Origin of the sequence: Nocardia sp. BMG111209 (assembly GCF_000381925.1) — a bacterium.
Taxonomy (GTDB): domain Bacteria; phylum Actinomycetota; class Actinomycetes; order Mycobacteriales; family Mycobacteriaceae; genus Nocardia.
In genome coordinates this window covers 2299766-2312167 of record NZ_KB907307.1, presented here as the reverse complement: position 1 = coordinate 2312167, position 12402 = coordinate 2299766, and the positions used below count along the sequence as shown (strand labels likewise).

The window sequence follows — 12402 nt, the reverse complement described above, 5'->3', positions numbered from 1 at the left end:
GCGCTACGCGACCGGACCGCCGCTGAGCACCCGGTAGGAGTAGGTGACCCCGATGGCGGTGATCGGGCCGACGACCAGCAGACCGACACCGCAGAGCAGGCAGGCGAGGAAGGTCAGCAGCGCCACCGCGAGCGCCAGCAGGATCAGCGATCCGACGTGGGCGATCACCAGCCGGGCGCTGGCCTTGATCGCGTCGAACGGGCCGAGGTCCTGATCGATCACGAAGTGCAGCGAGAACATGCACAGGAAGCCGACGATCAGCGCGGGCAGGAGGCACAGTGCCGCCGCGATCGTCGCCAGCACGAAGACCAGCAGCGCCGTCAGCAATACGTTGCCCGCGTTGACGAATCCGAAGAAGGACTGGAAATCCGGTGGCGCGCCGTCGGTTTCGTGCAGTGCGCCCCGAATCATGGCCGCCTGCAACAGCCATACCACCACGGCGGCGATCAGGAACAGCAGCAGCAGCGCGGGCAGCGACTGTACGTTGCCGACCCGGATCACCAGGGTCACCGCCAGATAGGCCAGGAAACCGACCAGCGTCACGGCCACCCACGGAATCGGGTTGGCGCGGAAGCGCTCCCAGCCGTAGCCGAGCGCTCGCCCGGCGCCGTACTCGTTCCCGTACGCGGGCCGTCCGTACATCGGCGCCGTGGCGCCCGCGCCGGCCGCCGCCCAGCCGCCCGGCGGATAGTCACCCGGCGGGTAGCCGCCGGGCGGGTACTCACCCGGCCGGTACTCGCCCGCAGGGGGATACGACCCCGGTGGGTAGTCGCCGGCCGGATAGGGCTCCGTGGGGTACGCGCCGGGGGGCGGGTAGGAACCCGGGGGCGGATACTGCCCGGCCGGGTATCCGGCCTGCTCCGGACCAGAACCGGGCGGTCCGTACACCGGTTGACCGGCCCCGTGGATCGGCGCGCCGCCGCCCGGCGCGCCGGAGGGGATCGAGGCCCCGCCACCGGGGCCCGCACCCGGGATCGGAGCTCCGCCGCCCGGCCCCGCGGGCACCCGGCCACCGGGCGGAATCGGCGCGCCACCGCCGGCCGCGGACGCGGGAACGGGTGCGCCACCGGCCGGGGGGAGGGTGCCGTACTGCCCCGCCCCGGCACCGCTGAGCTGGGAATGTTCGACCGAACCAGGCAAATCGGGCCTCGGCCGGGCGCTGGCATACGGACCGGTTTGCTGATGCCCTTCCGCCGGTGCGGGGTGTCTGTGCTCACCACCGTCCGCGGGCAGTTCGCCGGACGCGGAGTGCGGGCTGTCGGTCATCGTCGCGAGCCTTTCGAATCACCCGGGTTATGGTGTGGCGCACAGCAGTTGCGGGACGACACAACCGGACCCCTCCGATTGTGTCAAGCACGCCGCGCGGGTGTCGACGTACCCCGGGAGCCGCTGCGTTCAGCGTGCCGTGGCGGTAGCCTGACGGTGACAATGACACGCCGGGCGACGCGCGAAAGGTTGCGTAACCGCTCGCTGAAAGTGACCCGATGCGAGTACCTTGGGACGCGATGACCGCACTATTGGCCGAACGCGCCGCCGAAGTCGTGTCCGCGGCACAACAGTTGCTCACAAAGCGAATGGGTGCTCCGGTAAAGCTGAGTGATCCGATCGAGCTCAGTGGCAGTGGCAGAACGACGGTACTTCGCGTGCGTGTGGCGGAGAACTCCTTTTCACTTCCTCGGACCCTGATCGTGAAGCAGGCCCGCGGGGCCGGTGACGACCGCCGAATCGGCGGTCTCGCCCCCGGAGTGGCCAGCCTCGACTCGGCGTTCCTCCGCGAGGCGGTGTCGTACCAGTTCACCACCGCACTGTCGAGTGAACACCGCCCCGGCGCCTACCTGCTGGCGCACAGCCGGCCCGACCGCCTGCTCATCCTCAGCGACCTCGGCGAGAACACCTCGCTGACCCAGGTGCTGCAGAACGCCTCCGAGCCGACCCGGCGCAATGCGCTGATGGCTTTCGCGCAGGCGCTGGGCCGGATGCACGCGGCGACGATGGGCCGCGAGGAGGATTTCGTCGCGCTGCTACGCCGCGCCGCCGTGGTCCACCGCCTCGACGGCATCGCCGAGCAGGCGGAGGCCGCCGTCACCGAGGTGCCGCGGCTGTTGCAGCGCGAACTCGGCATCGAGGTGCCCGGCGAGATCGCCGAGCGCATCGTCCGCGGTAACCGGCTCTTCTCGGCCGGTCGGTTCCGGGCGTTCAGCCCGTCGGACCTGTGCCCGGACAATGTCATCCTCAACGACGAGGGCGCGCGATTCCTCGACTACGAGTGGGGCGGTTTCCGCGACGCCACGCTGGACATCGCGTACGCGCTGGTCTCGTTCCCCGGCTGCCTGTGCGATTTCGAGCTGTCCCGCGAGCGCGGCCGGCAGATGGTCGAGGCGTGGCGCTCCGAGGTCGTCGGCGTCTGGCCCGCCCTCATGGACGACGACATGCTGGCCGAGCGGATCCTCGAGGCCCGGCTGATCTGGGTCTGGCTGACCACCTACTGGTTCCTGCCCGCCGATCACGCCCGGATCGCCGCCGCCCGCGAGCACGGGCTCTCGATCCCGCGCTCGGCGGCGCTGATCAACCGCTGGGCCGCACTCGCCGAGGACGCGCGCTGCACCGGCGACGACCCGCTGGGTGACTTCGCCGAACATGTGTCGGCGACGTTGGAGGAGTACTGGGAGGAGTGACCGCGCCGCCGCCGGGAATCCGGCGCGGCACGGCATTGCGAGCACGTCCGGCCCGGTGCCGCCGCATTCCGCGGCCGGCACCGGGCCGTTCTCAGCTCACGACCGGCAGTACCAGGCAGGACGGGTGCTGCGCGTCGTACTGCACGGTGTGCGTCGACGGCCGCAGTTCGGAGCCGGTGCCCGGATTCTCACCCGTGCCCAGATTGCGCGCGAACTGCGGATGGGAGCCGCCGGCGACGATCAGCCGGATCCGGTGTCCGGGCTCGAACCGATGGGCGGTCGGGCGCATCCGGACGATGACCGGACCTTCCTCGCGCTCCGGATCCAGCCGTACGTAACCCTCGGTGATGCTGCGGGAGCGGCCCTGGCCGTCCACGTCGCTGAGCCGGACGAACAGGTCGGCGTGTGGGTTGTCGGTGCTGTGGTCGAGGTCCACGACCGGCGTGCCGAACACCTGGACGGACTTGGTGAGCAGATCGCCGGTGAAGGTGAGGACGTCGTTGCGGGCGACCAGTTTGCCGTCGTCGCGGTAGCCGCCACCGCGCATCAGCGGTCCGCCGACCGTCGGCGTCGGCGCCGCGGGATCGAAGGTGAAGCTCAGCGGCGAGGTGGGTTGCAGCGACGGCTGCTCGACCAGCGCGCGGCCGGGTCCGAGGAACAGCTCGAAGTCCTCGGTGTCCGGCGGCCAGGTCTCCAGATCCTCGCGCCACTCGTCCGCGCCGGTGACATACACCTGGACCGCCGCCTTCCGGGTGGTCCGGTCCTCGCGTTCGGCGAGATGTTCGTCCAGCCACTCCAGGGTCTGGGTGGCGATCAGGCCGGCGGCCTTGGTCGCCATCTCCAGGTGGGTCCAGGGCCCGATGGTCAGCGCCACGTCGACGTCGCGCTCCTGCAATCGGGTGTACTGCCGCACGGTCTGCTCGAGGAACAGGTCCTGCCAGCCACCGATCAGCAGGACCGGCGTCTCGACCTTCTCCAGCGCCGCTCGCTGCTGCAGCGGCGCCCAGTACGGATCCGACAGATCGGGGTGGGTGACGATGTCGCGATACCACGGGGCCGCACCCCCGAAGTGCTTCTCCGCGACGTCGGCCAGCGGCAGCCCGTCCAGCACCGGGCGCATGGCCCGCGCGGTGCGGAGGCGGCGCAGCGGATTGCGCGCGCCCGGGTCCTCCTGGTGCGCGATCATCTCGCTCCAGGCGAGCATGTCCAGATTGAAGGCGCCGGTACCCCAGTGATGGCGGCTGAAGTCGTGCGGGGCCATCACCACCACGGCCGCGGCCGGCTGCACCGGCGTGTCCGACATCAGCGCCCACTGCGTGAAGCCGAGATAGGACGCGCCGACGGTGGCGAAGGAGCCGGTGTACCAGTCCTGTTTGTACATCCAGAACAGCACGTCCTGGCCGTCGTCGGCCTCGGTGCGGGCCGGCTGGAAGATGCCGCCCGAGCCGAACGTGCCGCGGCTGGACACGAACAGCACCTGATAGCCGTGGGACGCGCACAGGCGTGCCGTCGTCAGCGTCATGGTGAGACCGCGGCCGTAGGGCCCGCGCACCAGCACCGTCCCGATCGGATCGTCCAGCGGCCGATACAGGTCGGCCGCCAGTTCCAGCCCGTCGCGGGTCGGAATCCGCAGGTCACGGGTGATCGTATAGTCCACTGTCCCGGTGGGGAGTTTCAGAAGTCTGCGTGCGGCGTCATCGACCAGTCGGTCGAGGAGGCCGCGTCCGGTGGGAATGCTGTCGTCGATGACCGTCATGCTCCGCGATTTCGTCCTGAGGATCGCCCGGTGGCGACCCGGTTTCCGAAGGAAAGATAGCCGGTGCGTGGCGGAGTTGTCGGACAACGGCGGTACCGTCGGTTCGTGAGCGAGGGCCGGGTGGTTGTCGGGGGAGTCGCGGCGGTGCCGCACGGGGTGGTCGCGGCATGACCGAGGGCCTCTTCGACGCTCCGGGGGAGCCCGCGGACGGCGCCGCCGGCGAGTTCCGGATGGGCGAATCGGCCGGGCAGTCGGCCCCGCTGGCGGTGCGGATGCGCCCGCGCAGCCTCGACGAGGTGGTCGGGCAGCGGCATCTGCTCGGTCCGGGCTCACCGCTGCGGCGGCTGATCGACGGTTCGGGTGCGGCGTCGGTTCTGCTGTACGGGCCGCCGGGCACCGGCAAGACCACCCTGGCCTCGCTGATCTCGCAGGCCACCGGCCGCCGGTTCGAGGCGCTGTCGGCGCTGTCGGCCGGCGTGAAGGAGGTGCGCGCGGTCATCGACGTGGCCCGTCGGCGCCTGCTCGCCGGGGAACAGACCGTGCTGTTCATCGACGAGGTGCACCGCTTCTCCAAGACCCAGCAGGACGCGCTGCTGGCCGCGGTGGAGAACCGGGTGGTGCTGCTGGTCGGCGCGACCACCGAGAACCCGTCGTTCTCGGTGGTGTCCCCGTTGCTGTCCCGGTCGCTGGTGTTGCAACTGCAATCGTTGTCCGACAACGATATTCGCGAGGTGCTGCGGCGCGCGATCGCGGATCCACGAGGTCTCGGCGGCGCCTACACCGTCACCGAGGCGGCACTGGACCACATCGTCCGCATCGCCGGTGGCGATGCGCGGCGTTCGCTGACGGCGCTGGAGGCGTCCGCGGAATCGTCGCTGGACGGCACGGTCGACGTCGATCTGGTCGAGGCCAGCGTCGACAAGGCGGCGGTGCGCTACGACCGCGCGGGCGACCAGCACTACGACGTGATCAGCGCGTTCATCAAATCGCTGCGCGGCTCCGATGTCGACGCCGCGCTGCACTATCTGGCCCGGATGATCAGCGCGGGCGAGGATCCGCGGTTCATCGCCCGGCGGTTGATGATCCAGGCCAGCGAGGAGGTCGGCATGGCCGATCCCACCGCGCTGCAGACCGCCGTGGCCGCCGCACAGGTCGTCCAGCTCGTCGGCATGCCCGAGGCGCAGCTGGCGCTCACCCACGCCACCATCCACATCGCCACGGCCCCGAAATCGGGTGCGGTACCGGCCGCCATCGGCGCGGCCCTCGCCGATATCCGCGCGGGCAAGGCCGGCGCCGTGCCGCCGCATCTGCGCGACGGGCACTATGCCGGCGCGGCCGCGCTGGGGAACGCGCAGGGCTACCGGTATCCGCATGATCACCCCGACGGCGTGCTGCCCCAGCAGTACCCGCCGGACGAGCTGGTGGGCATCGACTACTACCGTCCGACCGACCACGGATACGAACGTGAGGTCGGCCCGCGGGTGACCAAGCTGCGCCGCATCGTGCGGGGAAAGTAGCTCCTGCCGCGTAAAACCGGTCGGCCGGCGCCCGGTAGGCTAAATGTTCGTGCAGACCCACGAGATTCGACGGCGCTTCCTGGACCATTTCGTCCGTGCCGGACACACCGAGGTACCGAGTGCTTCGCTGATCCTGGCCGACCCGAACCTGCTGTTCGTCAACGCAGGCATGGTCCAGTTCGTCCCGTACTTCCTCGGTCAGCAGACACCGCCGTTCGACACCGCGACCAGCGTCCAGAAGTGCGTGCGTACCCTCGACATCGAGAACGTCGGCATCACCACCCGGCACAACACGTTCTTCCAGATGGCCGGCAATTTCAGCTTCGGCGACTACTTCAAGCGCGGGGCCATCGAGCTGGCCTGGTCGTTGCTCACCAAGCCGATCACCGACGGCGGTTACGGGTTCGATCCCGAAAAGCTCTGGGCCACTGTGTATCTCGACGACGACGAGGCCGAGCAGATCTGGCTGTCGCTCGGCCTGCCGTCCGAGCGCATCCAGCGCCGGGACATGGCCGACAACTACTGGTCCATGGGCATTCCCGGACCGTGCGGTCCGTGCTCGGAGATCTACTTCGACCGCGGGCCCGAATACGGCCGCGACGGTGGTCCCGAAGCCGACGAGGATCGGTACCTGGAGATCTGGAACCTCGTCTTCATGCAGAACGAGCGGGGCGAGGGCCGCGGCAAGGACAATTTCGAGATCCTCGGCCCGCTGCCGAAGAAGAACATCGACACCGGTATGGGCGTCGAGCGCGTGGCCTTCCTGCTGCAGGGCGTCGACAACGTCTACGAGACCGACCTGCTACGCCCGATCATCACGAAGGCCGAGGAGCTGACCGGTAAGTCGTACGGCATGAACCACGCCGACGACGTCCGCTTCCGGGTCATCGCCGACCACGCCCGCAGCGCGGCCATGCTGATCGCCGACGGCGTCAATCCGGGCAACGACGGCCGTGGCTACGTGCTGCGCCGGCTGCTGCGCCGGATCGTGCGCTCGGCCCGGCTGCTCGGCGCCGAACGCCCGGTGATGGCCGAATTCGTGAAGATCGTCAGCGAGCTGATGGCGCCGTCGTATCCGGAGCTGGGTACCGACTTCCGGCGCATCGAGAACGTGGCCGTCGGCGAGGAGACCGCCTTCCTGAAGACGCTGTCCACCGGCACCAAACTGTTCGACGAGACCGTCGACGAGGTCCGGACCACCGGCGGCAAGCGGATCTCCGGCACCGACGCGTTCACCCTGCACGACACCTACGGCTTCCCGATCGACCTCACCCTGGAGATGGCCGCCGAGGCCGGGCTCGAGGTCGACGAGGCCGGTTTCCGGGAGCTGATGGCCGAGCAGCGGCAGCGCGCCAAGGAGGACGCGCAGTCGCGCAAGCACGCGCACGCCGATCTGACCATCTACAAGGAATTCGTCGATCGCGGGCCGACCGAGTTCACCGGTTTCGACGAGCTGGCCTCCGAGGCCACGGTGCTCGCCCTGATCGCCGACGGCGTCCGGGTCCCGGTCGCGCACGCGGGTCAGGACGTCGAGGTGATCCTCGACCGCAGCCCGCTGTACGCCGAGGCCGGCGGCCAGATCGCGGATCGCGGCACCATCACCGCGGGTGGCCTGAAGCTGCGCGTCAACGACGTGCAGAAGATCGCCAAGCAGTTGTGGGTGCACAAGTCGACCGTCGAGCAGGGCCAGATCACCGAGGGCGACGCCGTCCTCGCCCAGGCCGATCCGGCCTGGCGGCGCGGCGCCACCCAGGGTCACTCCGGCACCCATATGGTGCATGCCGCGCTGCGGCAGGTGCTGGGCCCCAACGCGGTCCAGGCCGGCTCCCTGAACCGGCCGGGCTACCTGCGCTTCGACTTCAACTGGCAGGGCCAGCTGTCGGAGGGGCAGAAGGCCGATATCGAGGCGGTGTCCAACGACGCCGTCGGTGCCGACTTCCCGGTCAACACCTTCGTCACCGATCTGGACAAGGCCAAGAAGATGGGCGCGATGGCCCTGTTCGGCGAGAACTACGGCGACGAGGTCCGGGTCGTGGAGATCGGCGGCCCGTTCTCGATGGAGCTGTGCGGCGGCACCCACGTCGGGCACTCCTCGCAGATCGGCCCGATCACGCTGCTGGGCGAGTCGTCCGTGGGCTCCGGGGTGCGCCGCGTCGAGGCGTTCGTGGGCCTGGACTCGTACAAGTACCTGGCCAAGGAGCGCGCGCTGCTCGCCGGGGTGGCCGCCTCGCTGAAGGTGCCCTCGGAGGAGGTGCCCGGCCGCGTCGAACAGCTCGTGGAGCGGCTGAAGGTCGCCGAGAAGGAGCTCGAGCGCACCAAGGTGCAGGCCGTGCTCGCGCAGGCCGCCAGATTCGTCGACGACGCCGAGCGGACCGGCCGGGTGCTGCTGGTGGCCGCCGCCGCACCGGAGGGGGTCGGCGCGGGCGATCTGCGCACGCTGGCCACCGATATCCGGGGCCGGTTCGGCAGTGAGCCGGCCGTGGTGGTGCTGCTCGGCCACGCCGACGGCAAGGTGCCGTTCGTCGTCACCGTCAACAAGCCCGCGCAGGAGCTGGGACTGAAGGCCGGCGATCTGGTCGCCAGCTTCGGGCCCAGTATCGCCGGGCGCGGCGGTGGCAAACCGGAGATGGCCCAGGGCGCGGGTGCGGATCCCGCGGGGATACCGGCCGGACTGGCCGCGGTGCGCGCACGGGTGGCCGAGCTCGCCGCCTGATGGACAGTTCCGAGCACTCGGAGTCGTCGCCCGACCCAGCCCGAGTGGGTAGCGATCGACCCAGTGCCGCAACCGATCCCGGCCGTGGCAGGCGGATCGGCATCGATGTGGGCACCGTCCGCATCGGTGTCGCCGCCAGCGACCCGGACGGGATTCTGGCGACCCCGGTGGAGACCGTGGTGCGGCCCGGTGGCGGCAAGAGCGGGCCCGGCCGGGCGGGCGGCGGAAAAGGTGCGAAAGCACCCGATCTCGCGAGGATTGCTGAAATTGTGCTGGAATATGAGGCCGTCGAGGTCGTGGTCGGTCTTCCTCGCACGCTTCGGGGTGAAAACGGCACGTCAGCGCGCTTCGCTGTCGATTTCGCGAAGAGTTTGCGAGAGCTGTTACCCCAGCTACCCATACGACTTTCCGACGAACGTTTGACTACCGTGTCAGCTGCACGTGCGTTGCGGGAGAGCGGAGTTCGCACACGTGGCCAGCGGCGGATGATCGACCAGGCGGCCGCTGTCGCGATCCTGCAGGGCTGGTTGGACGAACGGAGTGCGGTGTTGAGGTCGGCCGGTGACGGACGCGGCGAGGTGCTCGAATGAGCGACCGCTGGACTCGGGCCGAAGAGCGAATCCAACAGGAGACCGAGGCGCGCCGGTACCGGCGCGAGGATCAGGACTGGGGAGACGACGATCGGCCGGTGCCGACCCGCCGCCGGGCCCGGCATGCGGCCGTGTCCGACGACGACGAGTACGACTACGCCGAACCCGGCTACCCGAGCCGCGACTATCCGGACCTCGGCTACGCGGACCCGGACGGTGTCGCACCCGGCTACGCGGATCCCGACTATGCCGCGCCGCGTCATGCCGACCCCGGCTATGCCGCACCTGTCGACCCCGGGTATCCGGCGCATGCGGCGGCGCCTGTCGACCCCGGCTATCCCGCGCATGCGGCAGTACCTGTCGATCCCGGCTATGCGGCGCGGGTGGCGGCACCCGTCGATCCCGGCTATCCGGCGCACGCGGTGGCGCCTGTCGATCCCGGTTACGCGGCGCGGGTGGCAGCACCTGTTGATCCGGGGTATCCGGCGCATGCGGTGGCGCCTGTCGATCCCGGTTACCCGGCGGCCGTACCTGTCGATCCCGGGTATCCGGCGCATGCAGTGGCGCCTGTCGATCCCGGCTATGCGGCGCGTGCGAACGGAACCTATGCCGATCCGGGCTATCCCGCGTCCGGCCCGATGAATCCCGCGTACGCCGCTGCCGCACCCGCGGATCCGGCGTACGGCCGGCCGGCAGCCGGCTATCCGGACCCGGACGACGAGTACGACGAGGACGAGTACGACGACTACGAGGCCCCGGGCCACGATCCGCGCGATCGTGACGTCCCCGCGGCCCGTGCGGCGACGACGCCGGTATCCCGTCCCCGCCGGGCGTCCGCTACCGCGCCACCCAGCCGGGAGACGCCCGCGGTGCCCCCCGCGCGGGAGACGCCGCCCGCGGGCCGGCGGAATTCCGGCCGGGGACGTGGCAGCCGCGACCGCGCCGACCGGCCGTACGACGTCTACGAGGACGACGACACGACCGTAATTCCGCGTTATCGGGACGATGCGTACGATACGGACGAGAATTTACCCGTGGTCACCACACCGTCATCGCGCACCCGGACGGGGTCCGCGCGGTCGGCGAAGCGTGCGAAATCCGGTGGCGGACGCGGCAGCCGCAGCTCCCGGGCCGCGTCCCGCCGCGCGGCCGAGCGGAAGCGCCGCCGCCGCAACACGGTTCTGCTCAGCACCCTGATCGCGGTCCTGTTCGTCACGGCCGGCGGATATGCGGGATTCAAGTTCATCAGCGGGAAATTCGGTGGGCCCGAGGACTTCTCGGGTCCGGCGGGCCCGCTGGTGGTCGTCCAGGTGCAGCCGGGTGACACCTCGCAGCAGATCGCCAAGACCATGCTCGCCAAGGGGGTCGTGGCCAGTACGGGCGCCTTCTACGAGGCGGCCGTGCGCAACACCGAGATGAAGTCGGTGCAGCCGGGCTTCTACGCGGTGCCCTCGCACAGCAAGGGCACCGACGCGGCGGCCGCGCTGGTGAGCAAGGACGCCCGGGTCGGCAATGTGGTGGTGTCCAGCGGACGTCAGCTGCACGACTCGAACGACGTCAACACCGGCGCGCGGATGGAGGGCATCTACCGCAAGATCGCCGACGCCAGCTGCATCGGCACGAACGCCGACAAGAAGTGCGTCACCTACGACCAGCTGGATGCCGCCGGTGCGGGCGATCCGGCCGGACTGGGGGTGCCGGCCTGGGCGATGGACTCGGTCCGGCAGGCGCCGGACCGCAGCCGTCAGCTGGAGGGCCTGATCGCGGTCGGCACCTTGGATTTCGACCCCAGCGGCACACCCGCGCAGATCATCGCGCAGCTGGTGGCCGCGAGCGCGCACGGCTACGAGTCGACCGGGCTGAGTACCGGCGCGGGCGCCAACAACCTGAATCCGTATCAGGCGTTGACGGCGGCGTCGCTGGTGGAGCGGGAGGCGTTGCCGGCCGACATGTCGAAGGTGGCGCGGGTCATCGTGAACCGGCTCGCGGTCAACCAGCCGCTGCAGTTCGACTCGACGGTCAACTACACCCTCGACCGCACCGAGGTGGCCACCACCGACTCCGACCGGGCGAAACGGACACCCTGGAACACCTACGCGATGTCCGGCCTGCCCGCGACGCCGATCTCGTCGCCGTCGCTGGACGCGCTGCGAGCCATCGAGAATCCCGCCCCCGGGCCGTGGTTGTATTTCGTGACCGTCGACAAGCAGGGAACCACCCTGTTCACCGACAGTTACAGCGAACATCTGCGCAATATCGAACGCGCCCGGCAGAGCGGAATTCTGGACAGTGGACGATAGCCGGCCCGACGCGGTGGAACTCGCGGTCGACGGCGGCAGCCGCCACGGCCGCCGCGCGGCGGTACTCGGCAGCCCGATCGTGCATTCGCGCTCACCGCAGCTGCATCTGGCCGCCTATCGGGCGCTCGGCCTGGATTGGACCTACGACCGCATCGAATGCACCGGCGAGCAGCTGCCGGGCCTGGTCGACGGGCTCGGGCCGGAGTGGATCGGCCTGTCGGTGACCATGCCGGGCAAGGTCGCGGCGCTGGAATACGCCGCCGAGCACACCGAGCGGGCGTTGCTCGTCGGCTCGGTGAACACCCTGGTCCGCACCACCGGCGGGTGGTACGCGGACTGCACCGATATCGACGGCGTGCGCGGCGCGCTGCAGGAGGGTGGCGTCGAGAAGATCGACAGCGCGGTGCTGCTGGGCGCCGGCGGCACTGCTCGCCCGGCGCTGCTCGCACTGTCCGAACTGGGTGCGCGTGCCGTCACGGTGGTGGCCCGCGATGCCGGCCGGGCCGCGAGCACTCTCGAACTGGCCGCGCGCCTGGGCTTGGAGACGGCACTGATCGGATTCGACGACGCGTCGATCCGCGCGGCCGCGTCGGTGGCCGACGCCGCGGTGAGCACCGTGCCGTCCGCCGGAGTAGCCGCCGTGGTGGACGCGGTCGCCGTCGCGCCGGTGGTACTGGACGCCATCTACGACCCGTGGCCGACCGCACTGGCGCAAGCCGTGCGGCGGGCCGGTCACACGGTGGTCAGCGGCCTGGACATGCTGCTGAACCAGGCGTACCGGCAGGTCGAGCATTTCACCGGCCGCCCGGCGCCGAAGGCCGCGATGGCCGCGGCTCTCGACGCCTGAGCCC

8 protein-coding genes are annotated in these 12402 nt (G+C 70.3%); 6 read left to right on the top strand and 2 right to left on the bottom strand.

The window, feature by feature from the left end; genetic code table 11:
- Window positions 1-3: 3 nt before the first annotated feature.
- A complete protein-coding gene (locus tag G361_RS43145) occupies window positions 4-1266 on the bottom strand; it encodes a hypothetical protein (protein WP_019927066.1) in 1263 nt (420 codons plus the stop codon).
- Window positions 1267-1505: 239 nt separating this feature from the next.
- Between G361_RS43145 and G361_RS0110635 the strand changes: the two genes are divergently transcribed.
- Complete coding sequence (locus G361_RS0110635; RefSeq protein ID WP_026342902.1) at window positions 1506-2675, top strand: phosphotransferase family protein; 1170 nt, start codon at window positions 1506-1508, stop codon at window positions 2673-2675.
- Between the two features lie 91 nt (window positions 2676-2766).
- Here G361_RS0110635 and G361_RS0110630 read toward each other — a convergent pair whose 3' ends face one another.
- Window positions 2767-4431, bottom strand: a complete 1665-nt coding sequence (locus G361_RS0110630; protein WP_019927064.1) for a CocE/NonD family hydrolase — start codon at window positions 4429-4431, stop codon at window positions 2767-2769.
- A 167-nt stretch (window positions 4432-4598) separates the two neighbouring features.
- Between G361_RS0110630 and G361_RS0110625 the strand changes: the two genes are divergently transcribed.
- From G361_RS0110625 to G361_RS0110605, 5 genes are read left to right on the top strand one after another with little or no spacing between them, the layout of a single operon-like run.
- On the top strand, window positions 4599-5948 hold the full coding sequence (locus G361_RS0110625) for a replication-associated recombination protein A (RefSeq protein WP_019927063.1): 1350 nt from the start codon (window positions 4599-4601) through the stop codon (window positions 5946-5948).
- A 49-nt stretch (window positions 5949-5997) separates the two neighbouring features.
- Window positions 5998-8661 carry an alanine--tRNA ligase gene (gene alaS, locus G361_RS0110620; RefSeq protein WP_026342901.1) on the top strand — a complete coding sequence of 888 codons (2664 nt, stop codon included), beginning with the start codon at window positions 5998-6000 and terminating at the stop codon, window positions 8659-8661.
- Window positions 8661-9251, top strand: a complete 591-nt coding sequence (ruvX, locus tag G361_RS43140) for a Holliday junction resolvase RuvX (protein WP_036494100.1) — start codon at window positions 8661-8663, stop codon at window positions 9249-9251. Before alaS ends, ruvX begins: the two co-directional genes overlap by 1 nt.
- Window positions 9248-11551 (top strand): endolytic transglycosylase MltG, encoded by a 2304-nt coding sequence (locus tag G361_RS51775; RefSeq protein ID WP_019927060.1) that lies wholly within the window; start codon window positions 9248-9250, stop codon window positions 11549-11551. The genes ruvX and G361_RS51775 overlap by 4 nt, the downstream gene beginning before the upstream one ends.
- Entirely contained in the window at window positions 11541-12398 is an 858-nt protein-coding gene (locus G361_RS0110605) for a shikimate dehydrogenase (protein ID WP_019927059.1), read from the top strand. Before G361_RS51775 ends, G361_RS0110605 begins: the two co-directional genes overlap by 11 nt.
- The last annotated feature ends 4 nt before the right edge of the window (window positions 12399-12402 follow it).

Bases quoted from the DNA above. Each gene is read 5' to 3' on its own strand.
- G361_RS43145 (WP_019927066.1), bottom strand. From the start codon at position 1,266: ATGACCGACAGCCCGCACTCCGCGTCCGGCGAACTGCCCGCGGACGGT.
- G361_RS0110635 (WP_026342902.1), top strand. From the start codon at position 1,506: ATGACCGCACTATTGGCCGAACGCGCCGCCGAAGTCGTGTCCGCGGCA.
- G361_RS0110630 (WP_019927064.1), bottom strand. From the start codon at position 4,431: ATGACGGTCATCGACGACAGCATTCCCACCGGACGCGGCCTCCTCGAC.
- G361_RS0110625 (WP_019927063.1), top strand. From the start codon at position 4,599: ATGACCGAGGGCCTCTTCGACGCTCCGGGGGAGCCCGCGGACGGCGCC.
- ruvX (WP_036494100.1), top strand. From the start codon at position 8,661: ATGGACAGTTCCGAGCACTCGGAGTCGTCGCCCGACCCAGCCCGAGTG.
- G361_RS51775 (WP_019927060.1), top strand. From the start codon at position 9,248: ATGAGCGACCGCTGGACTCGGGCCGAAGAGCGAATCCAACAGGAGACC.